The sequence below is a fragment of the Acinetobacter sp. NBRC 100985 genome, assembly GCF_000241225.1.
Classification (GTDB): domain Bacteria; phylum Pseudomonadota; class Gammaproteobacteria; order Pseudomonadales; family Moraxellaceae; genus Acinetobacter; species Acinetobacter venetianus.
This window is the reverse complement of sequence record NZ_BAEB01000006.1, coordinates 138,564-164,837: the sequence shown is the minus strand read 5'-3', so window position 1 is coordinate 164,837 and position 26,274 is coordinate 138,564. Positions and strand designations below refer to the sequence as shown.

At 40.1% G+C, this 26,274-nt stretch carries 23 protein-coding genes; 13 read left to right on the top strand and 10 right to left on the bottom strand.

Going from position 1 to position 26,274, the window contains the following annotated elements; all coding sequences use genetic code 11:
* The first annotated feature begins 161 nt into the window (after positions 1 to 161).
* From ACT4_RS02630 to ACT4_RS02600, 7 genes are all read left to right on the top strand, one after another.
* Complete coding sequence (locus ACT4_RS02630) at positions 162 to 1,049, top strand: VacJ family lipoprotein (RefSeq protein ID WP_007479579.1); 888 nt, start codon at positions 162 to 164, stop codon at positions 1,047 to 1,049.
* 129 nt (positions 1,050 to 1,178) lie between these two features.
* On the top strand, positions 1,179 to 2,147 hold the full coding sequence (gene gigA, locus ACT4_RS02625) for an RsbU family protein phosphatase GigA (protein WP_004881822.1): 969 nt from the start codon (positions 1,179 to 1,181) through the stop codon (positions 2,145 to 2,147).
* Between the two features lie 102 nt (positions 2,148 to 2,249).
* Positions 2,250 to 2,774, top strand: coding sequence for an anti-anti-sigma factor GigB (gigB, locus tag ACT4_RS02620; RefSeq protein ID WP_004881820.1), 525 nt, complete (start codon positions 2,250 to 2,252; stop codon positions 2,772 to 2,774).
* A 28-nt stretch (positions 2,775 to 2,802) separates the two neighbouring features.
* On the top strand, positions 2,803 to 3,627 hold the full coding sequence (locus ACT4_RS02615) for a carbon-nitrogen hydrolase family protein (protein WP_007479577.1): 825 nt from the start codon (positions 2,803 to 2,805) through the stop codon (positions 3,625 to 3,627).
* Positions 3,628 to 3,805: 178 nt separating this feature from the next.
* On the top strand, positions 3,806 to 4,159 hold the full coding sequence (locus tag ACT4_RS02610) for a DUF4951 domain-containing protein (protein ID WP_007479575.1): 354 nt from the start codon (positions 3,806 to 3,808) through the stop codon (positions 4,157 to 4,159).
* A gap of 130 nt (positions 4,160 to 4,289) precedes the next feature.
* Complete coding sequence (locus ACT4_RS02605) at positions 4,290 to 4,727, top strand: MarR family winged helix-turn-helix transcriptional regulator (protein ID WP_004881814.1); 438 nt, start codon at positions 4,290 to 4,292, stop codon at positions 4,725 to 4,727.
* A gap of 89 nt (positions 4,728 to 4,816) precedes the next feature.
* The gene (locus tag ACT4_RS02600) at positions 4,817 to 5,251 is read left to right on the top strand and encodes an organic hydroperoxide resistance protein (protein ID WP_004881811.1); all 435 of its coding nucleotides are present in this window, start codon (positions 4,817 to 4,819) and stop codon (positions 5,249 to 5,251) included.
* A 54-nt stretch (positions 5,252 to 5,305) separates the two neighbouring features.
* Here the strand turns inward: ACT4_RS02600 and gspE are convergent, their stop codons facing one another.
* The gene (gene gspE, locus ACT4_RS02595; RefSeq protein ID WP_007479572.1) at positions 5,306 to 6,796 is read right to left on the bottom strand and encodes a type II secretion system ATPase GspE; all 1,491 of its coding nucleotides are present in this window, start codon (positions 6,794 to 6,796) and stop codon (positions 5,306 to 5,308) included.
* 94 nt (positions 6,797 to 6,890) lie between these two features.
* Here gspE and ACT4_RS02590 point away from each other — a divergent pair, with 94 nt between their 5' ends.
* Together ACT4_RS02590 and ACT4_RS02585 are read left to right on the top strand one after the other, a co-directional pair.
* Positions 6,891 to 7,712 carry a hypothetical protein gene (locus tag ACT4_RS02590; protein ID WP_007479570.1) on the top strand — a complete coding sequence of 274 codons (822 nt, stop codon included), beginning with the start codon at positions 6,891 to 6,893 and terminating at the stop codon, positions 7,710 to 7,712.
* A gap of 9 nt (positions 7,713 to 7,721) precedes the next feature.
* Positions 7,722 to 8,639 (top strand): mechanosensitive ion channel family protein, encoded by a 918-nt coding sequence (locus ACT4_RS02585; RefSeq protein WP_007479568.1) that lies wholly within the window; start codon positions 7,722 to 7,724, stop codon positions 8,637 to 8,639.
* Here ACT4_RS02585 and ACT4_RS02580 read toward each other — a convergent pair.
* Entirely contained in the window at positions 8,636 to 11,494 is a 2,859-nt protein-coding gene (locus ACT4_RS02580) for a DUF2339 domain-containing protein (protein WP_007479566.1), read from the bottom strand. The two genes, ACT4_RS02585 and ACT4_RS02580, sit on opposite strands and share 4 nt — an antisense overlap.
* A gap of 188 nt (positions 11,495 to 11,682) precedes the next feature.
* Here ACT4_RS02580 and polA point away from each other — a divergent pair, with 188 nt between their 5' ends.
* Positions 11,683 to 14,448 (top strand): DNA polymerase I, encoded by a 2,766-nt coding sequence (gene polA, locus ACT4_RS02575; RefSeq protein ID WP_007479564.1) that lies wholly within the window; start codon positions 11,683 to 11,685, stop codon positions 14,446 to 14,448.
* 63 nt (positions 14,449 to 14,511) lie between these two features.
* On the opposite strand, the gene ACT4_RS02570 is transcribed toward polA, so the two are convergent.
* Genes ACT4_RS02570 through ppx form a run of 5 tightly spaced genes read right to left on the bottom strand, consistent with a single transcriptional unit; the run spans position 14,512 to position 19,647 of the window.
* A complete protein-coding gene (locus tag ACT4_RS02570; protein WP_007479563.1) occupies positions 14,512 to 15,081 on the bottom strand; it encodes a YggT family protein in 570 nt (189 codons plus the stop codon).
* Positions 15,082 to 15,097: 16 nt separating this feature from the next.
* Positions 15,098 to 15,937: a pyrroline-5-carboxylate reductase gene (gene proC, locus ACT4_RS02565; protein ID WP_007479561.1), complete on the bottom strand. Its 840-nt coding sequence runs from the start codon at positions 15,935 to 15,937 to the stop codon at positions 15,098 to 15,100.
* 3 nt (positions 15,938 to 15,940) lie between these two features.
* Positions 15,941 to 17,212: a tRNA lysidine(34) synthetase TilS gene (gene tilS / locus ACT4_RS02560; RefSeq protein ID WP_034604497.1), complete on the bottom strand. Its 1,272-nt coding sequence runs from the start codon at positions 17,210 to 17,212 to the stop codon at positions 15,941 to 15,943.
* A 56-nt stretch (positions 17,213 to 17,268) separates the two neighbouring features.
* A complete protein-coding gene (locus ACT4_RS02555) occupies positions 17,269 to 18,093 on the bottom strand; it encodes an acetyl-CoA carboxylase carboxyltransferase subunit alpha (protein WP_004881800.1) in 825 nt (274 codons plus the stop codon).
* Positions 18,094 to 18,126: 33 nt separating this feature from the next.
* On the bottom strand, positions 18,127 to 19,647 hold the full coding sequence (gene ppx, locus ACT4_RS02550) for an exopolyphosphatase (protein ID WP_004881799.1): 1,521 nt from the start codon (positions 19,645 to 19,647) through the stop codon (positions 18,127 to 18,129).
* Positions 19,648 to 19,920: 273 nt separating this feature from the next.
* Here ppx and trxA point away from each other — a divergent pair, with 273 nt between their 5' ends.
* From trxA to ACT4_RS02535, 3 genes are all read left to right on the top strand, one after another.
* Positions 19,921 to 20,247: a thioredoxin gene (gene trxA, locus ACT4_RS02545; RefSeq protein WP_004881797.1), complete on the top strand. Its 327-nt coding sequence runs from the start codon at positions 19,921 to 19,923 to the stop codon at positions 20,245 to 20,247.
* Positions 20,248 to 20,575: 328 nt separating this feature from the next.
* On the top strand, positions 20,576 to 21,844 hold the full coding sequence (gene rho / locus ACT4_RS02540) for a transcription termination factor Rho (protein ID WP_004881796.1): 1,269 nt from the start codon (positions 20,576 to 20,578) through the stop codon (positions 21,842 to 21,844).
* Between the two features lie 388 nt (positions 21,845 to 22,232).
* Positions 22,233 to 22,469, top strand: a complete 237-nt coding sequence (locus tag ACT4_RS02535) for a hypothetical protein (RefSeq protein WP_007479555.1) — start codon at positions 22,233 to 22,235, stop codon at positions 22,467 to 22,469.
* An 85-nt stretch (positions 22,470 to 22,554) separates the two neighbouring features.
* Here the strand turns inward: ACT4_RS02535 and ACT4_RS02530 are convergent, their stop codons facing one another.
* Genes ACT4_RS02530 through pheS form a run of 3 tightly spaced genes read right to left on the bottom strand, consistent with a single transcriptional unit; the run spans position 22,555 to position 26,243 of the window.
* Positions 22,555 to 22,851, bottom strand: coding sequence for an integration host factor subunit alpha (locus tag ACT4_RS02530; protein WP_004664224.1), 297 nt, complete (start codon positions 22,849 to 22,851; stop codon positions 22,555 to 22,557).
* A complete protein-coding gene (gene pheT, locus ACT4_RS02525; RefSeq protein WP_007479553.1) occupies positions 22,848 to 25,229 on the bottom strand; it encodes a phenylalanine--tRNA ligase subunit beta in 2,382 nt (793 codons plus the stop codon). The genes ACT4_RS02530 and pheT overlap by 4 nt, the downstream gene beginning before the upstream one ends.
* A 33-nt stretch (positions 25,230 to 25,262) precedes the next feature.
* A complete protein-coding gene (gene pheS, locus ACT4_RS02520; protein WP_007479552.1) occupies positions 25,263 to 26,243 on the bottom strand; it encodes a phenylalanine--tRNA ligase subunit alpha in 981 nt (326 codons plus the stop codon).
* Between the last annotated feature and the right edge of the window lie 31 nt (positions 26,244 to 26,274).

The following is a 26,274-nucleotide window of genomic DNA, read 5'->3' as shown; positions in this document are numbered from 1 at the left end:
CATTTTTAAGCCAAATTTACATTTCTTCTTATATTTTTCGAGCGAATTTGTTTTAATACTATGAGAACAACTAAATTGTATTCCTCATATATATGTTTTGCGTTAAGTGACGCAATCATTTTAATGACTGTATTTCGCTCTAACAGCGATTAAGGACTTATATGCATTACTCGAATTTTATCTTGCTTGGATTGCTAACTGCTGGAGCATGTTCATCCGCATTCGCACAAGAGTCATCCAATGAAACAGCAGATCAAACTAATGCTGTAAGCACTCAAGTTGTTACAGAGCAGAAGCCTTCTACTATTCAGGCTATCAAAGATTTAAAGCATCTCACTAAAAATGATTTAAAAGTGAATGCAAATGCCGCTCAACCAGATTCAGTTAAAGATCCATTACAACCGTTGAACCGTCAGTTTTATGCTTTCAATGACATGGTAGACCGTAATGTATTAAAGCCTGTTGCAATTCAATATGTCGCAAAGGTTCCTGAACAAGTTCGTAGTCCTTATCGCCAGTTCCGTAAAAACCTAGGTGAACCGTGGAATGCAGTAAACCAATTGATTCAAGGCCGCCCAGCTCGTGCGGCTAAAACTTTAGGTCGTTTTACCGTAAATACATTAACGACCTTAGGTTTCGCAGATCCTGCTCGTCGATTAGGCTTACCAACCGAAGAAGAAAGCTTTGGTGTGACTTTGGGTTATTATGGTGTTCCATCCGGCCCATACGTTATGTTGCCGTTCTTTGGCCCAAGCACTTTCCGTGATGGCTTTGGTTTAGCAGCTGATAGCTATGGTCGACCGCAAAAATATTTACTGGATGATCAAGAAGGAATTTACTGGTCAACCAATGTATTGCAAGCTATCGATGCTCGCTCTCAAATTTTGGATATTGAAGAAAGTCTGCAAGGTGATAAATATTCAATGATTCGCGATTTTTATTTACAACGCAAAGCATTCCAAATCGCGGAGAAACGTGGTGATTCGAATGATATCTCTTTCGTTGGGGATAGCGATGATTTAGATGATGCTTCATCTGAAGAACAATGATGTATCGCAATCAACATTTACAAACTTCTGTATTGTCAGCACGTTTAACTGCTGGCAATACTTTGATTTAAGTCATCTTTCATCTATGATGAATTTATAATGATCATACAAAGGATTGGCTATTCATCTATGTATTTCATTCAACCCACGCGTTCCATACCTTGTTTAGATCAAGCTTTAACAGAGTTACCAAGTTTGCAAATCATTCAAATTGATGACTTGGATTTATACGATCAAACAATTATTGCTATTGCTGATGTACAAGATTTTTTAAAATATCAATGGAAATTACCAACAATTGTTCTTGCATTTGAACATGAAGGTGCAGCATTGGCACAGGCCTGGGAGCAAGGTGCTTTAGCGGGTTGGGTTTGGGATAATTTGCCTAAAAATCCTGTTCACTCTTTATTTAAGATAGATGCACAATATAAGCGTAATCAAGATAGTAGGGATTTACCCTCTGCTGCTGAATTACAAAAACGTCTTTTGCCAAATCCAATTGAGCTACCAAATTATCAATTTGAATCTTTTTTCCAACCATCAGCCTATTTATCTGGTGATTGGTATGACTATTGGAAGTTAAATGATCATGAAGTGCTTTTTTATTTAGCAGATGTATCTGGTCATGGTGTCACAAGTAGTTTACTGACCTCATGGATGGCTGCTTTTCATGGCCGTTCAAAAACACCTCGTCAACTCATTCAAAAACTGAATGCAATGTTAGTTCAAGAAAATATTGAAAAACATATCACCATGGTTGCAGGTACATTAAACCTCAAAACCAATACCGTTTGTTGGTCTAGTGCAGGCCACTACCCTCCTCCAATTATTTTAGAACAGAACCAACCACCAAAAATTTTAACAACAAGTAGCTTCCCTTTAGGTTTAACTGAAGACTTAGAGGTTGAAGAACATCATTGTGTATTAAGCCACCACTCTCGGTTTATTTTGTGTTCAGATGGTGCTCTAGAGCCTTTTGATGGTGGACTCAATGATCAGTTCAACCAATTGGTCGAACATCTACAAAATGATTCATTTCAAGCACCAGATCATGTAGCAGATGATATTGCAATTCTTAGCATATGCCGAATGAATTAATATAAAAATCAAAAAGTTATTTTTTTAAAAGCATCTAACCACTTGTGTCTAGAATATCACTATGGGATAATTTTATATCCTTTCTCTGAAAATGGCATTTATATGTCAACAGGTCATGTTGAATATGCAAGTTTGAACGGAACGCATATTTTCAAGCTTATTGGCGAAGTCCGTGCTCATTCTTGTATAAGTTTAGACAAACTACTCAACAAGATTGAACAACAGCAAAATGTTGTTGGCGCAATCGTTGATTTAACCCAAACGACGTTTATTGACAGCACTGTTTTAGGTGTACTTGCAAAATTAGGTTTAAAGCTTAAACAAGTTCATCATATCCAAGCAGTTATGCTATCAACGAATCCAGATATTACGACCTTGGCCAACAGCATGGGGCTAGGGCAAGTTTTTGTGATTTTAAATTACTGTGGCGACCCAAGTGTTTGTACTTTAGAGCTGACTGAGGAGCAACATGTCACCCACAGTGCAATGTTAAACACGGTTCTTGATGCACATAAAACACTTATGCGCTTAAACGAAAATAATCAAAATATGTTTGAACCTCTAGTTAAACAATTGCAGAAAGAACAAGATTGTTTAAATCACGATGTACAAAAACAAAATGCTTGATCGTTGAACTAACTATCGAGGCACCTACATGACCTTACTTGCTGTTTCCCAAATGAACTCTCAAAATGACATTGAAGCGAACTTCGTTGTCATTGAATCATTGATCCAGCAAAGTAAGGCTCAAGGTGCAGAACTCATCGTATTTCCTGAAAATTTCGTCTGCTTTGCAGCAGGCAAACAACGCGATACAGCCGAACAATTTGAAAGCATCCAAGCTCGCTTAGAGCAACTTGCACATCGTTATGAAATTTGGATCGTTGCAGGTACTCTGCCCTGTCCTTTTCGCCCAAATGGTTCAGTAATTACCGATGGTCGAGTACGCACAGTTAGTCTATGTATTAGCCCAGAAAGAACAGAGGCTCGTTACGACAAAATTCACTTATTTGATGTGCAAGTCAGTGATGCTGTCGGAGGATATCAAGAGTCTAAATTCTTTGAACCTGGCGAGGACGTTATTGTTGCAAAAACACCTTTTGGTCATATTGGTTTAATGGTTTGCTATGACTTACGTTTTCCAGAACTTGCCTTAACACTACGCCAACAGGGTGCCTACATATTAACCGCACCAGCAGCCTTTACCTATACAACAGGACAGTTACATTGGCAATTGTTGCTACAAGCGCGTGCGATGGATAGCCAATGTTATGTTTTAGGCGCAGCGCAGCAAGGTTGGCATGGCGAAAAGCGTCAAACATGGGGTCATTCAGGAATTACTGATAGTCGTGGTCAGTTATTGCAAATGGTCAATCATGAAGGTACTGGGTTAATTACCAGCGCTTTTGAACTTGAAGAACAAGAAATTGTGCGTTCATCAATGCCTCTAATGCAACATCGTCGAATCATCAACTACTAAATTCTTCTAAATCATTTATAAAACTTTCACTTTTTGACTCTAGCAGTCAATTTTTATGTAGCTATAAAAACTATGATCATGATTTAATAAGCATTATTCATCATCGTAGAACAAAATAAATACGTTCTGCTTGTAAGTTGATGTACCCTTCGCCACTCACAGCAATTAAGTTTTATTCATGTTTAAATTTATTCCTATTTTATTTTTTATAGGGGCAGCCGCACAAATCCATACTGCATCAGCAAATACAGAGGTTGATGTGGTTAGTTCTTCTTTACCTACTCCACAAAATTTATCACTGAACTTTTTTGGTCAATGGATTATTGGATGGGGAACAGGTGCTGAGGGTGCAAGACAACGTTTGAGTAGCATTCAACGTGAAGATGTTGAGATCATTAAGCAAAAAGGTACAACTTTAGAAATGATCAAAGCATGGCAAGAGTATTATGAACAAGAAGCACAGAAAAGTTTGGATAATCCAACCGCACGTTATCGAGCACGTTTGATGAAAAGAATCGCTGAATTTTGGTAGTTAAAATATCTGCATAAGTACGATCAGCATTCAAACGCTTCGTTATTTTTTATTTTAATCACCTGCAAACGCTTTAGCTATTCGTAGATCAAGATATACTTAATTGAATTGAAATCATTTAGAGATGTACATGGGCGAAGAACATAATCAACTGTTACTCGATAATCAGTTATGTTTTCTAATTTACTCGACCAATCTTGCCCTGCATCATGTATATCGCCAATTACTCGCACCACTTGGTCTGACTTATCCTCAATATCTTGTTATGCTCGTGCTTTGGGAAAAAGATCAGCTTACTGTGTCCGAAATCGGTGAAAGATTATTTCTTGAATCCTCTACCCTAACACCTCTACTGAAAAAACTAGAAACATTAAAATTAATTACTCGCCAACGTTCTACAAAAGATGAAAGACAAGTGATTATTACCCTAACTGGTCAGGGTGAAAAACTACAAGAACAAGCAATTGATATACCGAATCAAATTGCTCAAGCAGCCTCATGCACCCCTGCAACGCTATCTGAACTAAAACAGCAGCTCTCAGAACTGCGTCTTAATCTGACAAAATAATATACAAATTTACAAATCAATAACTTGTTTTTTAATTTATATCGTGTACGATTTAATTGTAAACAATATTTATTTAAAGGTAAGAATAAATGTCTCTAGAACAAGTCGTTTATCGTGCGAAAGCTAAAGCAACTGGTGGTCGTGATGGCCGTGCAACATCATCAGATGGTGTACTAGATGTTAAATTAGGTGTACCTAAAGAAATGGGTGGTGCTGGTGGTGAAGTCACCAATCCAGAACAACTGTTTGCTGCGGGCTATTCAGCATGTTTCTTAGGTGCTATGAAGTTTGTTGCGAACCGCGATAAATTTAAAATTAGTAAAGATGCATACGTTGAAGGCGAAGTGGGCATTGGCCCTATTCCAAATGGTTTCGGCATCGAAGTGACTTTAAATGTCTATTTGATTGGTATGGAACAGGCCGAAGCAGAACAACTTGTCGCAGCTGCTCATATTGTTTGCCCATATTCAAATGCAACACGCAATAATATTGATGTGAATTTTAATATTGTGACAACAGCTTAATTTTTAGGATAAAAAAAGCATGGTTGACCATGCTTTTTTAAATATTGAACTGATTTATTCTTCCGCCGCTTCGTTAGTGACACGTAAAACTTCCTCTAAAGTCGTTTTACCTGCCATAACTTTTAGCAAACCATCATCACGAATGGATGCTGCCTGACGTCGAGCATGATTTTCTAACTCATACTCAGCTGCATTACCATGAATTAAACGACGCATAGATTCATCAACAGGCACAATTTCATAAATCGCTGTTCGTCCACTAAAACCAACATGAGAGCATTTTTCGCAACCATGAGGTTCTGGTAGCTCTAGATGTTCATCTACTTTCAAGTGTTGAAAAACTTGACGTTCAAAATCATCTGCCTTGCGCCATGTCACACAATGAGGACAGAGTGTTCGAACGAGACGTTGAGCAATAACACCGATTAAAGAACTTGCAAGCAAGAATGGTTCAATGCCCATATCTTTCAAACGCGTCACCGCACCAATTGCAGTATTGGTGTGCAGTGTAGATAAGACCAAGTGACCTGTTAGAGATGCTTGCACCGCAATTTCAGCAGTTTCAAGATCACGAATCTCACCAACCATCACCACATCCGGATCTTGACGTAACATTGCTTTTAACGCACGCGCAAAGGTCATATCAACCTTGGTATTGACTTGTGTCTGACCAATCCCCTCCAATTGATATTCGATAGGATCTTCGGCTGTCAAAATATTACGTGTATTATCATTTAGATCAGATAATGCTGCGTATAAAGTCGTCGTTTTACCCGAACCCGTAGGCCCTGTAACCAAGATGATGCCATGCGGACGATGTACCAACTGCGTCAGTCGTTCATAGTCATTCTGCATTAAGCCCAAATGCGTCATATTCAAACGGCCCGCTTGCTTATCCAGCAAACGCATCACCACACGTTCACCATGAGAAGATGGTAACGTTGATACACGCACATCGACTTCACGACCAGCCAAACGTAAAGAAATACGACCATCTTGAGGAACACGCTTTTCAGCGATATCCAGTTTAGCCATCACTTTGATACGAGACACAAGCAAAGGTGCAAGTTCACGGCGCGGTTGCACGATCTCTCGTAATTGACCATCGACACGTAACCGTACAGAAAGCTTCTTTTCAAAAGCTTCAATATGGATATCCGATGCACTAACACGAATCGCCTCCGACAATAGCGCATTAATCAAACGAACAATCGGCGCATCATCTTCTTGATCCATTAAGTCTTCAGCTTCAGGAACTTGATCTGCCAAACTCAATAGATCAGGATGATCCTCCAAGCCTGCTGCAACCTGTTGAGATTCGCCAGTATCGCCAGCATAGCTAGAACTTAATAAGGCATGGAACTCTTGATCTGTACAAAGTTGATCATGAGCAGCTTTCCCCAAAATTCGACGAGCTTCCTGCAAAGCAATACGTGCGGTGTCCTTCCGTCGCACGATAAAAACTTGATCACCTTCATAACGCAGTAAAACGCCATGTCTTTTCGCAAAACTATAAGGAATTTGTATTTGTTTAAGTATTTGCATCACAAATTATAATGATGAAAGGGATAGTTGAGTGTACTCTAAGCAGATTACAGCGTGAAGTCTGTTTAGCATACTCACAAAGGAATTTTGCATCTTGTCTCAAAATAATCAATATGAAATGCCCCATTCCGACACTTTGAAGTGGTGGGGTGAACAACAGTTTGAAATACAACAAGCCAAAGCTTGGCAATTCGGTTCGCTGCTATTTCGCCTGACTCGCGGCATTAAAGAATGGCGCTTGGAATATCATCGCCCTTTTACTCAACATGATTACGAGCAACATTGGCAAGTATTAAACGATACTGAATTTGCGATGCCAAAACCCGCCAGCATTGAACGATACATGTTTCAAAAAACGAATGATTCATTCCTGTTAATGCCGCGTTTGGCTGATCGTTCAGTGGTAATTAAACCCGTTGATCCGATCTATATTCCTGCTGGGCAGCGAGGAACACTGTATATCAGCACGCCTCTTTGGATTGCAGGTTTAGTTGATGGTATTTCAGAGCCTCTTTTTGAAGTTCCAGTGATCCAACCTAAAGATACTTGGTTTGGTAAAGATGCTCAACATGGTGAAATCTGCTATGCAACATCTGTCGACGGTCGCACTGATTTAAATCTGTTAAAGCCACGTGCTTTTAGAGCAGTTACTCCAATTGAATTCCACAACATTAGTCAACATCAATTACGGTTTGATCGTATGAATGTTCCCGTCCCTGCACTTCCTTTATTTTACAGTGAAGAAACAGGCAGACTCTGGACGTCTCAAATCAAAGTCTATTATGAAGGGGCTGATCAACCCGCGCGCATTCGTATTGAGAATAAAACACCAACCCAAGCAGGTGCTGTGACTTATGTCCATCCACCACGCGCACCAGGTGGCAACTTATTCAATATGTTTGATTCATTCTTTTAAGAGGTTGATATGGCGCAAACCAATATTCCTAAGGATGTCGCATCTAGCTTTACTGGCATCTTTACCAATATTAATTTAGAACGACTCAGTGAAATCACTGTTGCCGTGATTCTGTGCTTTATCGGCTTTGTCATCGCACGTTTAATATCGAATGCATTTATCCGAACGATTGGTAGCCGCTTTAATGCACATCAACGCTTGTTATGGCGTAGAGGTATTTTCTATTTTATTTTCCTACTCTTTATCATGACTAGTTTGAGAGAAGCAGGATTTAAAATCAGTGTCTTCTTAGGTGCAGCGGGTATTTTAACTGTAGCTTTGGGTTTCGCCTCTCAGACTTCCGCATCCAATTTAATTAGTGGACTGTTTTTGATTGGTGAAGGTTCTTTCGAAGTTGGCGATACCATTCAAATCACATTGATTCGTGGACAAACGATAGAAGGTGAAGTGATCTCAATTGATTTACTCTCTGTGAAATTACTCACCCTCGATAATGTTTATATTCGACTGCCGAACGAACAACTCATTCGAACTCCAGTCATGAATTTATCCAAATATCCAATTCGGCGTATTCCAATTACGCTTGCCATCAATTTCCATGAAGACATCATCAAAGTTAGACAAGTACTGTTAGATGTTGCAAATAGATACCCATATGTAATGGATGATCCTAAACCTGCAGTGACTGTTACAGCATTTAAAGAGTCATCGATTGAGATCCTTTTTGCGGTCTGGTGTCGTCAAGAAAACTATATTCAAGTGCGGGATGAAATGCAGGAACGCATCCGTAACGGTTTCCTTGATAATGAAATTGAGATTCCAGTACCGAAGATGGGGCTAATTGACCGACCTCAACCTTTGGCAAATGATGAAATAGACCAATATGCGAATCAGAAAGCATTGAAACGTGAAGGTAAAGAGAGCTAATCAGCTCTCTTTTTATTTTCACTCAAGGTCGGTGGTAAAGGTGCTAAATATGCAATCACCAACATGACGATACCCGATCCAATAAATGAAATCACTCGAGTTAAAGTTCCACTTTGCGATAAGTCTAATAACAATAGTTTTAACACCACAATTCCTAGCAATGCCGCACCGACAAACCAAATTTGGCGAATATGACGGCGACTGGAAAAAGTCATTAGGATGAATGCCAAAATTACCCAGAGTAATGTCAAACTCAGTTGCACATCACCATTTGACCAAATTGCACCACCCCATAATGGTGTTCCTAAATAATGATGCATCGCACGCACGACAACACTGCTCAGTACAAATAAGCCTGTCAAAATCGTCGCTACTTTAAAACCCCACTCAATTGATGGGTCAGCACTGAAATCATGATGGTAAATTACCCAGAGTACACCGATGAACATCAACAAGCTCAGTACGTCTGTTGGATTCAACACTGGCAATAAATAGAATTGCGTTGCTGAATATGGATCAATATTCACAATCACCAGCCAAAATAAAGTGAGACACCAAATCGGGAGCTGCTGAAGTCTTTGCATTTTATTGGAATAAAATAACCACAGTCCGTACACAGCAGGAACCATCGCCAAGGCAACAACAGGAATGATTGGGAAAATCGCTAAACCAATGATTGCTAAACTTAACCAAAGCAAAGTCGCACCGATCATGAGTAATGTTTTTGATGCCGTCGATTGCAAACTGATCAATGTGCCTGCAAGAACAATCGCCGTTACAGCAAAGGTAATTTGCGTTAAAGTACTTTGCCAATGCCAAATTGCATAGACATTTGCAGCAAAGCTCTCTCCGTACAATAAAAATAACAATCCACTCAACAAAATCAATTGTACGTTATGCCATTGCATCCTAGATTTGAATTGAACAACCAAACTAAATAAGGCCAAACAGATGGTTGAGATCATCAAGTAAGGACTTAAGCCATAATGTTGCCAATGTAGATACTCAACACCTGCAACTGCGCCTGCATACATCCCTAAAGCGAGGAAAACACCACTCAACATCCGTGCACTAAAATATTTTTCAACTTCTTGATAATGCAATAAATAGAAAGCCGAAATAAATTGAGCCGAAGCATAAATAAATGTACTTAAAATCGGGAAATGATCATTTGACCAAGCTTGGAATAACAATGCGACTGAGCTGAGTAAAACTAAAGCTACACCAAGATAACGACTTAAACGATAACGTTCAGTCACTCCCCAAACAATCAGTGCTGTGCCCTGAATCACCCAACCCACAGATGTCCAATGCGCTCCTTTCGCAAGTGGGAAAATCAGTGCAGTAAACACCATAGCAAGAATAAAAAAGCTTTTTGCCAAGATCGAAAGTTGTGGATGCTGACGTTTAATCCAAACATGCAGCAAAGTATAAGTTAAACTTAGAACAGCAGCTCCAATCGTAAGTGCCTGTGTTGAGTTATGCATCAGATAGGCGTGTAGTGAAAAACCCAATACAGGTACACTAAAAATCAGTCCAACGTCTAAAATAGGCTGCAAACGTTGGGCTTTGGGTTCTACCTCTTTAATTTGATTTTGAGCACGTAGCATTAATTGGCTATATCGAATACTCAACCAAATAAATAATCCGATATGCAACCATAAAATCCAGTCTAAGGTATCGAATTGGTGAGTCTCTGCATAAATCCCAATCGTTGTGCCTCCAATAAACATCGTGGCAAAAAATGCAATTTGGTGCAGGATTTTCCAAGGTTGAATAAAGTTAACCGCAGCCACGGCTAAGTTAATCAAAAAGTAATAGCCAAATAAGAAAATCACATCAGGATGATTCTGTGGAATAAGCAATGGTGCAAGATAAGCCATTGTTAATGCCAACATGGCCAAATATAACGCTTGCTGCTTTAAACTTAGGTAAACAGTTACTAATAATAAAATGACAAATAAAGTACTGGCTGTACCTAGACTGGCAATTACAGCAAAATGATGTGAAAAAATAAGTGTCAGAAACACAACGGCTAAACCAAGCCCCTGCAATGCGACCGCAAATAGTTGATTCTTTTTTTGCAACCAATAACCAGCAATAGTCGTCACAATCCCTACACTGGCAATAAATCCCAGCTTCACGCCTAAACTAAGCTGCCAATGCTCACTGGCAAAACGTAATAATAAAACGATTCCCACCATCAACACGGTAACAGCGACTCTTAAAATAGGATTACCATGAATCATCCAATCGATCGCAGGTTGCCACCAAGCAGGTTGTTTTCGCTTCGTTTCAGGATATTCAGAAATTAGATTTTCATTAGTTTGTTTTTGTGGAATCGCTTGATCAGTTTGCATCCAAGTCGGATGATGATCATTTGTAAGCTCATTTGAGGTATAGGTTGGTGCTAATTCAAGATTTTGATCATCAATAGAAGCCTGAGGCGTTGGCATCTTAGTTTCAGCAGAATGTGTCGCGTATTGTTCTAAATGCAATAAACGTGTCTGAAATGAACTGATGGTTTGAATCAAGCACAACATCAGAACTAATAAAGCCCCACCCGCCAACCACATCCATGTATTGGCATAAGCAAATAAAGTAACTAATGCAGATGCATAGATCACCAACTTTTGCGAAGTAATACTCGTTGATTGGGCAAAATAGCTCGGTGCAGTGCGTTCAAGCTGCTGCAAACGCTGATGAATTTCCGAGAGTATGTGCACAATTGCAACGGTTAGTCCAATTGCTGAAGCAACGACAATACCTTGCCATCTAAATGCAATTGCGCAACCCAACAACACAGTCAAAGCAACCAAGACAATGACAATTCCCTGTTTATCTTTTTTATACATGGACTTATATCAGTTCAGATAACTTCATTGCAGCTATATTACTTGATCAGTCCATAAGCAACCCACTTTACATACAAAATTCTGCAATTTTTAGACGACATGGCAAGTCGTATTGATCCACCTCGAAATAAGACAGGCATGACTTTTTCACGTAAAATACGCATCAGTTCATAATAAGGATTTGCACAATGCCACCTTTTGTCTTGGTTGACGGGTCATATTTTTTATTTCGTGCTTTTCACGCTCTGCCGCCATTAACAACATCTACTGGCTTACACACCAACGCAATTCGTGGTGCAATTTCTGCAATCCAAAAATTGATGCGCCGTACTCAACCGACGCACATGGCAGTTATTTTCGATACACCTGAGCCAACATTTCGTCATAAATTATCGCCGATTTATAAAGGCGATCGCCCAAGCATGCCTGAGGAGTTGTCTCAACAAATCCCATATTTACATGCATTAATTAAAGCGCTCGGCATTCCTTTATATTTCCTCGCTGGTGCGGAAGCGGATGATATTATCGGAACACTTACCAAACGTGCACTCTCCGAAGGTCATCATGTGCTCATCTCGACAGGTGACAAAGATATGGCGCAGTTGGTGAATGAGCATGTCAAACTTGAGGATAGTTTTAAAGAACGTGTACTCGATGAAGCGGGTGTTTTAGAAAAATTTGGTGTACATCCACATCAAATTATCGATTATCTCACCCTCATGGGTGACGCATCTGATGGCATCATGGGTGTGCCGGGTGTTGGTGCAAAAACAGCAGCAAAACTCCTGACTGAATATGGCTCATTAAACAATATCATCGCCAATGTTGATCAGCTCAAAGGCAAAATTAGCCAAAATATTAAAGATAACTTAGACAACATCAAAATTGATCATCAGTTGGCCAGCATTGTCTGCGATCTTGATTTAGCTTTAGATTGGCATGATCTTAAACTTTCAAATCCAAACGTTGATCAACTCCGTGATCTTTACACTGAGCTAGAATTCCGTAACCAACTACAGTCTTTGGATCATCCGAATAATCCAAACAATTCTGCATACCAACAAACTTCAAAAAGTATCGTCAAAGCAGAACAGAAAACTGAGCAAGTTGTCACCGAAGATCATGCCAATCTTTCTAGTCAAGATGATCAACTCGGTACAGCCACCTATCATACGGTGCTCACCCAGCAAGATTGGAATGTATTGTTCGACCGAATGCAGCAAGCTGATCACTTTGCAATTGATACAGAAACCACCAATCTCGATTATCGCTTTGCGGAACTGGTTGGTTTTTCTATCGCCTTTGATGCGAATGATGCCTATTACGTACCTGTGGCACATGACTATGAAGGCGCACCTGAACAGCTTAATCGTGAGCAAGTTCTCGCTCAAATTAAACCAATTCTTGAAAATGACAACGTCAGAAAAATTGGTCATCATTTAAAATATGATGCACATATCTTTGCTAACCATGGCATTCATATTCAAGGTTGGTATTTCGATACCATGCTCGCTTCATATGTGTTCAATGCGGCTGCAACTCGACATGGTATGGATGATGTAGCACGAGTTTATCTCAGTCATCTCACGACAACTTTTGAGCAAATCGCTGGTAAAGGTGCAAAGCAAAAAACCTTTAATCAGATTGAACTCGAAATTGCGGCACATTACGCAGCCGAAGATGCCCATGTGACCTATCGTTTATATGAAGTACTTTCAGCAAAACTTAAAAGTAATCCTGAACTGGTCAATATCCTCCACAACATCGAAATACCTGTGGCTCGCGTTTTGACAGGAATGGAAGAAGATGGGATTAAATTAGATCATCAATTTCTTGATCAACTCAGTGTCGAGTTTTCTGAAACGATGCAAACACTTGAGAATCAAGCAACTGAACTTGCAGGTGAAGCCTTTAATATCGCTTCGCCTAAACAAGTGGGCGAAGTTTTGTTTGATCGTCTCGGTCTGAAAGGCGGCAAAAAAACTGCCACTGGTCAATACAGCACCAGCGAAAGTATCTTAGAGAAAATAGAGCACCCACTAGCGGAAGTTATTTTAGAACATCGCGGGTTGGCTAAGCTGAAAAACACCTATACAGATCGTTTGGTCGAGCAATCACATGATTCAACACATCGTGTGCATACCAGCTACCATCAAGCACTCACAGCGACAGGTCGTTTGTCTTCAACTGATCCAAACTTACAAAATATTCCAATCCGCACACCCATTGGTCGTCAGATTCGTAGAGCCTTTATTGCACCTGAAGGACGTGTGTTATTGGCGGCCGATTACTCACAAATCGAATTGCGTTTAATGGCACATTTTTCTCAAGATGATGCTTTAGTCCATGCATTCCAACAAGGTCAAGATGTGCATCGCCGTACAGCATCTGAAGTTCTAGGTATCGCCATTGAAGATGTGACCAATGATCAACGTCGTCAAGCCAAAGCCGTCAACTTTGGTCTGCTCTATGGCATGTCTGAGTTTGGCTTAACTCGCCAACTTGGTTTTACCCGTGAAGAATCACGTAGCTATATTGCGCGTTACTTCCAACGTTATCCAGGTGTTTTGGACTATATGGAACGTACACGTCAGATCGCACGAGAACAAGGTTTTGTCGAAACGATTTTAGGTCGTCGTCTATATACACCTGATATTTTGGCAAGCAATAAAATGATTAAACAAGCGGCTGAACGTGCAGCAATCAATGCACCACTCCAAGGCAGTGCAGCGGATATCATCAAACTAGCGATGATCGCAGTTGATAAAGTATTACCTAAAGATCAAGCCAAGCTGTTATTACAAGTACACGATGAATTAGTGTTTGAAGCAGACGCAGACATTGCTGACGAGTTGTCCAAGCAAATTGCAGATGTAATGCAATCTGTATTAGAAATATCAGTGCCCTTTGTCGTTGAAGTGGGCCAAGGTCAAAACTGGGATGCAGCCCACTAAGCCTATATACGATATAAAAAAGGGATTGTGTGCAACACAATCCCTTTTTTATTTTCAAACCAATTAAAGACCTGTTAATAACACTTTAGCTGCTTCATTCATTAAGATTTCAGCGACATACAAAGCCAAGAATGCCAAAATCGGAGATAAATCGATCATGCCCATGTTTGGGAGCAAACGACGGAAAGGTGCAAGTAATGGTTCTGCAAGCTCTTGAATCACTTCAATATAAGGAGAGCGAGTTTGTGTAAACATCACTACCCAACTTAAAATAATGGTTGCAAAAATCAAATAACGACAGAAACGAATTAAATCTTGAATCATGGTCACAAAGGTTGTGATCACCAGATACACTGCACTATGTGGCATTTGCCCTGACAAATACATCAAACCAAATATTTTCAGTAAATAAAGAACAACCAACAGAGCTACAGCAGCCAAATTGACACGGCCCTTGCCTACTGTTGGAAAAATACGACTAAAAATATCTACAACCTTGGTAGCTTTCACTGTCGAAAGCACTACAGGGTTATAAGGACTTACTGCCGCCAATTGCATTAAAAAACGGAAAAAGACCAATAAAATTGCAACATTGATCAAAACACCAAAAATTAGCGCAGAACTTGCACCCATAATTGTCTTATCCTACTTAAACCGATTTAGTCTTGTCGCTCAACTCTTGTGCAAGCTCTTGGCTACGCTTTTGAGCTGCTGCAAGCGCTGCTTGAATGTTCTGTGAAATCTGAGCACGATCAAACACTTCTAAAGCCGCTTGAGTTGTACCATTTGGAGACGTCACATTTTTACGTAATTCCGCTGGAGAGTTTGAGCTCGTGATTGCCATTTGCGCTGCACCTAATGCAGTTTGTAAGGTCAAAGCTGTTGCTACTTTCTCATCCAAGCCTAAATTCTTACCTGCACGAATCATACTTTCCATTAAATAGAAGAAATATGCAGGTCCAGAACCAGATACAGCTGTCACTGCATCAATTTGTGCCTCAGTATCTACCCAAATCGTTAATCCTGTCGCAGCAAGAATCTGACTGGTTAATTCACGATCCTGAGCATTTACGGCTTCAGATGCATAAATACCATGCGCACCCGTTTGAACAAGTGCTGGGGTATTTGGCATCACACGCACAATACGCTGACTACCACCGATCAGGTCTGAAATTGTTTGAATTTCAGCACCAGCAATAATCGAAATGACGAGTTTATCTGATAACAAATCTTTTAATGGTTGTAATACCGTTGCTAAAACTTGAGGTTTTACCGCCAATACAACGACATCTGCATTTTTAATTGCTTCAAGATTATCTGTTGTGGTTTGGATGCCTTTTTCTTCCAAAATTTGGCGAATTTGCTCAACAGGATCAGAAACCGTGATACGGGTTGTTGGCAATCCACGCGAAAGCAATCCCCCAATCAAGGCTTGCGCCATATTACCGCCGCCAATAAAACAGATATTTTGATTCAATGATGTCGCCATGTTCTACTCGTCATGTAAAAAAGACTGAAAAGAAAAATTATTACAGTCAGTAATTAAACTTGGTTGCCAACCGCCCTGCTCTAGATAATCAGATTGCGCCAACCAAAAACCTTTTGGGCTAAAGACCCCAAGCATAACATTATCCAAGACTAATATTTGAATTGTATGACGTAACCAAGGCAAAATCTGTGCTTCTTGAATTGCTTTTTTCAGTGGCCAATGTCCAACTCGCCCATAGAGATGAATTTTCTCACCACCTTGACGCTTAATCAGCTTTAAATTTTGTCCTAATAATTTTGTTGATAGCCCAATTTCTTGCGTATCAATTTTATATCTTCCTGAAGCCACCTGAATAAAATTTCCGATTTGATAATACTGCTCTATGCAATTGGGGAACGGAGAAACTTTTTCTGCATACAACTCATCATAGCGAAGTCGATACAATTTCTTTTGATAACGCACATAATAATGCTGATTGATATGCAAAGTAGCTTGAGCATCAGGCTTTGCTAAAATCACTTCCTGCTGTAGGCGTTGCACCATGTCAAAGCTAGGTCGATATTGCTCTGCTCCTTTGATCCATGCTGAGAGTAATTGACGTTGTCGTGCTTCAGATCGCTGCAAAAGCGCATCCAAATCTAAGACTTTTTCAGTCACACATTGCTGTATATCGTTTTGTAAAACATCATTTAAGATTTCAACAGCATCTTGCATTAAATAACTGCTACGCGATATTGCATCCTGCATTTTGGGAAAACGTTGTTGTAAAACAGGCCAAAGTATTTCTCGACACCACGCACGATCATAATGCGTATCGTGATTGGTTGGATCAGTCACATAATCAAAACAGAGTTGCTGTGTCCATTGTTCAATACGTTCGCGACTTAACTCAAGACAGGGTCGCCAAATGGTCATCTCACGACGAATATCTATCCGTTGCATTGCAGACAAACCATTTACACCAGCACCCGAAAGCAAGCGCAATAATACTGTCTCAGCCTGATCTTGCTGATGATGGGCCAATACGAGAATTTCATTGGCTTGTAAATGCTGCTGATAAGCTTGATAACGTGCTTGGCGTGCTTGTTGTTCTAGATTCCCTGTTTGAACCGAAACTTTTTGAATAATGCAGGGAATATTGAGTTGATCTGAATGCTGTTGAACCAACGTCCCCCAAGCTCGGCTCGCCTGTTGCAATTGATGATCAACATAAAGGGCGCGAGTACGTGTTGGGAAAAGTTCAGCCATCAGATACAGCAACAGCATGGAATCCATGCCGCCGCTACACCCAATCAAAAATTGAGTTTGTTCTGAGAAATGCTGTGTCTCTGTTAAGACGCGATGCCTAAATTGCTGCTTCCAAACTTCATTAAACGTTGATAACGTGCTTCGCATCGTTCTTGAGCACCCATTGGTTGCAATTCATCTAAGGCTTGCTTTAATACAGCTTTTAAATCATGCATGACTTGCTCAGGGTTTAAATGCGCCCCTTCACCTTCATCCACAACATATTCAACAACACCTAAAGTTTTTAACTTATCTGCTGTTAACGCAAGTGCTTCACTCGCTTGAGCCGCTTTATCTGCTGTTTTCCATAAAATAGACGCACAGCCTTCTGGAGAAATAACAGAATAAATACTATGTGACAACATGATCACGCGATCCGCCACCCCAATCCCAAGTGCACCACCAGACCCACCTTCACCTAAAACCGTTGCGATTACTGGCACTTTTAAGTTTGAAAGTTGCGCCAAACTCGTTGCAATTGCTTCAGCTTGACCACGCTCTTCCGCGCCAACACCCGGATATGCACCCATGGTATCAACGAAAGTAAACACAGGTAAGTTAAAACGTTCCGCCATATCTAGTAAACGCTGTGACTTACGATAGCCTTCTGGGTTACACATACCGAAGTTATGCTGCAACTTTTCACGGGTACTACGCCCACGATGTTGACCCACGACCATCACTGGTTGACCATCAAAACGTGCAAGTCCACCAATCATCGCACCGTCATCACCATATAAACGGTCACCATGAAGTGCATCAAATTCAGTAAAGATTTCACTGACATAATCTAGAAATTGCGGACGTTCAGGATGTCGTGCAATTTGAACCGTAGCCCAAGCCTTGGACTGAGTCGCTTTATTTTTCATAAGTCGTAGATAATCCCTAACAAGGATGTATTGTTAATCAACAAAATTGTCTGACTGAATATTTAACTCAATGTCCCAATGCTTAAACTGCACCTGCTCATCATGCAGATCAGCAACCAATAAAGGCCATTGTTTAGCATCGCCAGAAACGCTTAGCTGCCATTGTTGATCATTTACAACACTCAGTTCAATGGCAGGAAGCATCTGATCACTACGACTATGGTTCAGCAAAACTGCGAGACGGAGCAATAAACAAAGATAAAGTAAATGGCTACCCCCCACCTTCATCACGTCATTTTTTGCATCTGCTCGTAACTTACGACGATGATGCGAAACCAGATGTGAGAGATGATTTTGGTCAATTTGCGAGAAACCTGGAATGTCAGAATGTTGTAGCAAATAAGCTCCATGACGGTGATAACCACCATGACTAATTGCCAAACCAATTTCATGTAAATATGCAGCCCGTCGCAGTAAGTCACTGTCTTCCGTAGTTAAATGCAAAGATTGCGCAACCCCATCGAAAAGCTGCTGTGCTGTATTTACCACTCGTTCTGCTTGTTTTGGATCTGCGTTATAACGACCCATTAATGCTTGCACACTACGATCACGAATATCTTCATGCTTAAAACGACCTAACAAGTCATACATGACACCTTCACGCAATGCACCGTCAGAATATGCCAATTTGTCGATATCTAATACTTCATAAATGGCATATAAAATCGCAAGACCAGCTGGCAAAACTGCTCGACGATCTTCACGTAGTCCTTCAAAATCAATTTCTGAAACATTCTTAAATTTCAGCAAACGATCTTTTAACTTATATAAGCCTTCACGCGTTAAATTTTCTTGTTCGTCACTTAGACCTAAATTTACTGAGATTTGACGACAAGCTTTAATTGTTCCACTTGAGCCAACAACAGTATCCCAACCTTCTGATTTGTAAGTATTCGCAATTGCAGAGAGTTCTTTACGGGCAGCAACCACTGCTTTATCAAATGCTTTACTGGTGATTTCGCCATCAGCAAAATAAGCTTTGCTATATGCTACACAACCCATTTGTAATGATTCAGTATGTAATGGCTCAAACTCTTCACCGATAATAAATTCCGTTGAACCACCACCAATATCAACTACTAAACGTCGACCACCATTGGCCATGGTATGTGAAACGCCCAGATAAATGAGGCGAGCCTCTTCACGACCAGCAATAATTTCAATCGGTTTGGGTAAAATTTCTGCTGCTTTTTGAATAAATTCGTGGCCGTTTTTCGCTTGTCTTAATGCATTTGTGGCAACAATCCGCAGACGATTTGGTTGCACTGAACTTAATCGCCCAACAAAGCGAGCTAAACATGCAAGCCCACGTTGCTGGGCAGCCTCTGTTAAATTCTTATTTTCATCTAGTCCAGCAGCTAACTGTACTTTTTCTGACATTGAAGCAACTTTCTTAACTTCACCGTGATCAACACGAGCAATTGCGAGATGGAAACTATTCGATCCCATATCAATCGCAGCAAGCAATTCTTCATCAATCAGAAAATCAGACATTATTTATATAAACCCATGTTCAATTCACGCATTAGAGTAATTCACATGCTTACAATTTTAAAGTCATTTTAAGCAATAAAAGTACCGTATTTAATTTTTTATTGCTGAAATGATTGTTTATGTCGATGCTGAACATCGTCAGCATCCATTGGACTTTTATCTACTAAACTTGAATAATCAGAACAAACCCTTACATTGAGTAAAGTAGCGATGTAATATTCATCTTGATGATGATTGAATTCGCACTTTATTTCTTATTTTTGGAGCAACCTCATGTCTGCGACTATTGTTAATACAACTGATGAAAACTTCCAAGCAGATGTTTTAGATGCTGAAACTCCTGTACTTGTTGACTTTTGGGCAGGCTGGTGTGCGCCATGTAAAGCAATCGCACCTGTACTTGAAGACTTGTCTAACGAATATGCAGGTAAAGTAAAAATCGTAAAAGTCGACGTGACTGCATGTGAAGATACGGCTGTGAAATACAATATCCGTAATATTCCAGCACTATTAATGTTCAAAGGCGGTGAAGTTGTCGCTCAGCAAGTTGGTGCTGCGCCACGTTCAAAACTTGCTGCATTTATTGATCAAAATATCTAATTTAATTTAGGTTATCGATCCCTCAGAAATACGCTATTCAATTGATGGCGTATTTCTGAGTTTACATTGACAAATTTCTTTATTTAACCTATATTACTGGATCAAGAAGCTTTGAATGGAATCTACTTCATTGCACTTCTTACAAGACACAAAACATAAGATCGCCGCTCGGCAATAACAATTGTTTTCACATTTCTCTCTGAAACAATGAACCAGACTACTGAATTGTGGTTGTGTAAATACAATTACATCAGCATGTATGTATGCGGTCGATTTTTACTCTTTCCCTAACATAGTCCTCCACTTATTCCATTCTGTCTGACCACTTATGAACTTAACTGAACTCAAGAAAAAACCCATTGGCGAACTCATTAAAATTGCGGAGTTTATGGGCCTTGAAGGCATGGCACGTAACCGTAAACAAGATATTATTTTTGCTATTTTAAAACGCCATGCAATGAATGGCGAAGAAATTTTTGGTGATGGCGTTCTAGAAATCCTTTCTGATGGTTTTGGTTTCTTACGCTCTGCGGCTGGTTCATATTTAGCAGGCCCTGATGACATTTATGTCAGCCCATCACAAATTCGCCGCTTTAATTTACGTACTGGTGATACAATTACAGGTACTATTCGCCCACCAAAAGAAGGCGAACGTTATTTTGCTTTATTAAAAGTAAACCAAATTAACTACGATACACCTGAAAACTCACGTAATAAAATTCTATTTGAAAACCTTACGCCATTATTCCCAACCGAACAATTGGTTATGGAACTCGGTAACGGTACAACAGAAGATTTAACCTCCCGTGTCGTCGACTTGATCGCACCAATCGGTAAAGGTCAACGTTCTATTATTGTTGCACCACCGAAAGCGGGTAAAACAATGTTGCTGCAAACCATTGCTCAATCAATTGTGCGTAATAACCCAGAAGTCTTCTTAATCGTACTTTTGATTGACGAACGTCCTGAAGAAGTGACGGAAATGGAGCGTACTGTTCGCGGTGAAGTTGTTGCATCAACATTTGATGAAGCACCTGCTCGTCATGTTCAAGTTGCCGAAATGGTCATCGAAAAAGCGAAACGCCTTGTTGAACATAAAAAAGATGTTGTGATTTTACTCGACTCAATTACTCGTTTAGCACGTGCATACAATACTGTGATCCCATCATCAGGCAAAGTGCTTACAGGTGGTGTGGATGCTCATGCTTTGGAACGTCCCAAACGTTTCTTCGGTGCTGCACGTAATATTGAAGAAGGTGGTTCACTCACAATTATTTCTACTGCTCTTATTGAAACGGGCAGTAAGATGGATGACGTGATCTACGAAGAATTCAAAGGTACAGGTAACCAAGAAATTACACTTGATCGTCGTATTGCTGAAAAACGTGTATTCCCAGCAATGAATATCAAGAAATCTGGTACTCGCCGTGAAGAACGATTAATGGGTGAAGAAAATCTACGTAAGGTTTGGATTTTACGTAAGTTACTACACCCAATGGATGAGCTTGCAGCGATGGAATTCTTATTAGATCGCATGAAAGAAACCAAGACCAATGATGATTTCTTTGATCAAATGAAACGAAAAGCATCAACCTAAATCATCATTTAAAAAGCTACCGTAATGGTAGCTTTTTTTATTTGGTTGACAGGATTACATAATATTTACATTTTAATTTAAATTCTCACAAAAACATCAATCCTTTGTTTTATCTATTATTTTTTAAGAAAAATCAGAAAGATACAGCCTAAAACCGATATCAAACAAAATAATTATAGTTTTTTTCTATCAAAAAAAAGCCAAATTCTGTCCATTTTTGTCGTTTTGTTGGACAGAACAGTAGTAATTCATGATTTGCTTTGATAGGATAGCTCCAGACCAGTTAGGCTGCTCCCTGCGTTGTTACCTAAAGCGTTTAGGAATAATAAAAGCACAAACAGACTAGCTCAGGTTTTTTTTAATCTCACAATTTTATGAGAGTGATGCCATGTTATTCAAAAAATTTGCTGTTGTTGCTGCTATTGCTACTACTTTAGCTTTCGTTGGTTGCTCTAAGAAAGAAGAAGCTCCAGCTGCTGACGCTAACGCTGCTGCTTCTGAAGCTGTAGCTGCTGCTTCTGAAGCTACTGATGCTGTTGAAGCTGCTGCTTCTGACGTTGCTGCTGCTGCTTCTGATGTTGCGGTTGCTGCTTCTGAAGCTGCTCCAGCATCTGCTGCTCAATAATCTATTTATAGATTATAAAAAAGAGAACCATTCGGTTCTCTTTTTTTATGCTCAAAATTTTTATTCTAAAAACAAAAAAAGCAGATCAATCGATCTGCTCATTTCCAACTCGCTGTCTAAATTTTTGACCGGCTCTGAATGTCACTACACGACGAGCTGAGATTGGAATCTCCTCCCCAGTCTTAGGATTACGTCCAGGACGTTCGCGTTTATCACGTAATTCAAAATTGCCAAACCCTGATAGTTTGACTTGTTCGCCAGCGATTAATGCTTGGCTGATCTCATCAAAAAATAACTCGACCATTTGTTTTGCTTCACGGCGATTTAAGCTTGTAAGCTCACTCAAATGGTCCGCCATCTCTGCTTTTGTTAATGCTGTCATGAGGCCCTCAATGTCGCTTGGTAAGTGTTTTCCAACACTTGAATAATGTTATCCATACCAGATTTAATTTCAGCATCTTCAAGCGTACGAGTTGGATGTTGCCATAACAATGCAAATGCCAAAGAGCGCTTACCTTGTTCAACCCCTTGCCCCGTATACACATCAAACAACCATGTTGAGTCTAATAACTCTCCACCAGTTTGCTTAATTAACCGCTGAATATCTCTTACCTCAATCTTATCAGAGATTAAAAGCGCAATATCACGTCTAACCGATGGAAAACGTGATAATTCTGTAAAATTAGATACATAAGATTGCAAAACAGCCTGCTGATCAAGCTCTGCAACCCAAGTAATGCCCAAATCAAGTGCATTTTCTAAAGATGGGTGTAATCGCCCTAAATAGCCAATTGACTTTCCATCAAACAAAATTTCAGCAGATTGTCCTGGATGTAACCAAGCTCGCTCACTACGTGCGTACTCGACGTTGATACGACCCGCTGCCAAAATTTCTTCAATCTCACCTTTAAAATCGAAGAAATCCATTGCTTGTGGCTTTGCATGCCATGATTCAGGGGCTAAAGAACCAACTGCAATTAGTGCTAAAGTTGGGATTTGCTTGAGATCATGAATATCTTTTGCGTCTTGGTAATCAAAACGCAAACCCAACTCAAAGAAACGCACACGTTGCTGTTGACGGTTTAAGTTGTATTGCACACAAGGAATTAAGCTTGATAATAAAGTACTACGCATTGCCGCCAAATCGCTTGAAATTGGATTAGCAAGCATCAAAGGCTGTACATTTGGATTAAGTTGTTTTTCAAGTTTAGCGTCAGCAAAACTAAAACTAATCGCTTCTTGATAACCCAATGTTGCAACAGTTTGACGTAGCTGAGCCGTTTCAAAACGATCTTGGTACGTCTCTAATTTCACGTCAATTTTTGGCAAACTGATCTGAATATTATCGTAACCATCAACACGAGCAACTTCTTCGATGAGGTCTTGATAGATTGCCATATCATAACGATGTGATGGTGGTACAACACTCCACTCACCTTGCGCAATCGTCTCAACCACACAACCCAAACGAGTCAGAGCATCAGCAATAAAATCACCCACAACTTGATAGCCTAGCAATTGATCAACTTGTGCTTGTTGTAGCTTAATCGCTTCACGTTTTGGCAATAAATCTGTTTGTTCCGCCACTATAATTGGTGCAAATTCACCACCAGCGAAGGCTTGAATAAGTTCAGATGCACGATGCATCGCGATCATAGGTAATTCAAAATCAACACCACGTTCATAACGCTGTGATGAATCAGTATGCAAGCCAAAACGACGTGCACGACCAGCAATTGCTAATGGCGCAAAGAAAGCACTTTCAAGGAAAATATCTTGTGTATCATCAGTTACTGATGAGGCTAATCCACCCATAATCCCTGCGATTGCCAAAGCTTTATGGTCATCGGCAATGACCATGATGTCATCTTGCAATTCAACGTCTTGATCATTCAACAATGTTAATTTTTCTTGTGGCTGAGCTTGGCGAACCTGAATCGAACCTTCGATTTTAGCCAAGTCAAAGGCATGCATAGGTTGGCCTAGTTCAAGTAAGACATAGTTCGTGATATCAACCAAAATACTATGACTGCGAATCCCTGAACGCGTTAATGCTTGTTCCATCCACTCAGGAGTAGCTGCTTTGACATTTACATTCTTAATGATACGACCTAAATAACGAGGTGTGCCTTCTGTGCTAATCGTTACGGTTTTTTCATCGCTAATAGTTGCTGCAATTGATTGAATTTGAGGTTCATTCACTTGTAATTGGTTAATAACAGCAATTTCACGCGCAATACCACGAATACTAAAACAGTCACCACGGTTTGGCGTGATACTGATATCAATCACATTGTCATCAAGTTTCAAATATTCACGAATATTCACGCCCACTGGCGCATCAGCAGGTAATTCCAACAAACCATCGATTTTGTCTTCTAAATCAATCTCAGAAGCACCGCAAAGCATCCCTTGTGATTCCACACCACGCAGTTTGCCTTTTTTAATTTTAAAATCACCCGGTAACACGGCACCAATTGTTGCAACAGGCGCTTTCATACCGACATGAACATTTGGAGCACCACATACAATTTGTAGCGGCTCACCTGAACCAATATTTACTGTCGTTACACGTAAACGATCAGCATCTGGATGTTGTTCAACAGTGAGAACTTCACCAATCACCACGCCTGTGAATGGCTTCGCAACTGGTGCGAGTTCATCTACCTCCAAACCAAGCATAGTCAACTGATCAGAAAGTGTTTCGCTATCAATCGCTGGATTTACCCAAGTGCGTAACCAATTTTCACTAATTTTCATCTGTATAAACCTTATTTAATCCTGAAAAAACTGTTAGGCAAACTGGCGTAAGAAACGCACATCGTTTTGATAGAACATACGTAAATCATTGATGCCATAACGCAACATCGCAAAACGCTCTACCCCTAAACCAAAAGCAAAACCTTTGTATTTATCAGGATCAATCCCTGCAGCACGAAGTACATTTGGATGTACCATGCCACAACCTAAAACTTCTAACCAACGACCTCGCTCATCCATAATATCCACTTCTGCACTTGGTTCTGTGAATGGGAAATAAGATGGACGGAAACGTACTTTTAAATCTTTTTCAAAGAACTCATTGAGTAGGTTAATCAATAAGCCTTTCAACTCAGCAAAACTGGTATTTTCAGCAACATACAACCCTTCGATCTGATGGAACATTGGCGAATGGGTTTGGTCAGAGTCACAACGATACACACGACCCGGACACACAATACGAATTGGTGGCTGACTCGTTTCCATGGTCCGAATTTGTACGCCTGATGTATGTGTACGAAGCAAATGTTTGGCATCAAAATAGAAAGTATCGTGCATTGCACGTGCTGGATGATGCCCTGGAATATTTAAGGCTTCGAAATTATGGTAGTCATCTTCGACTTCTGGACCATGTGCAACTTGGAAACCAGCTTTAGTAAAGAATTGGCAAATACGTTCTTGTACTTGCGTCACAGGATGAATACTTCCCATACGCTGACCGCGACCAGGCAAAGTAATATCAATCGTTTCACTTGCTAATTTTTTTGCAAGCTCGGCTTGTTGTAATGTCTGTTGACGCTCAGTCAATGCTGCATTAATTGCTTCACGAACAGCGTGAATCGCAGCACCTTGTACTTTACGCTCTTCAGGATCCATTTTTCCAAGTGCTTTCGACTGTTCTGCAAGCTGGCTTTTTTTCCCTGTAAATTGCACACGAGCTTGATCGAGTGCAGCAAGGTCTTGAGCCGCTGCAATGGCAGCAAGCGCTTCAGTGGTCAGGGCTTCCAGTGACATAGTAACTCTCAAAGCAACAAAATTTAAAAAT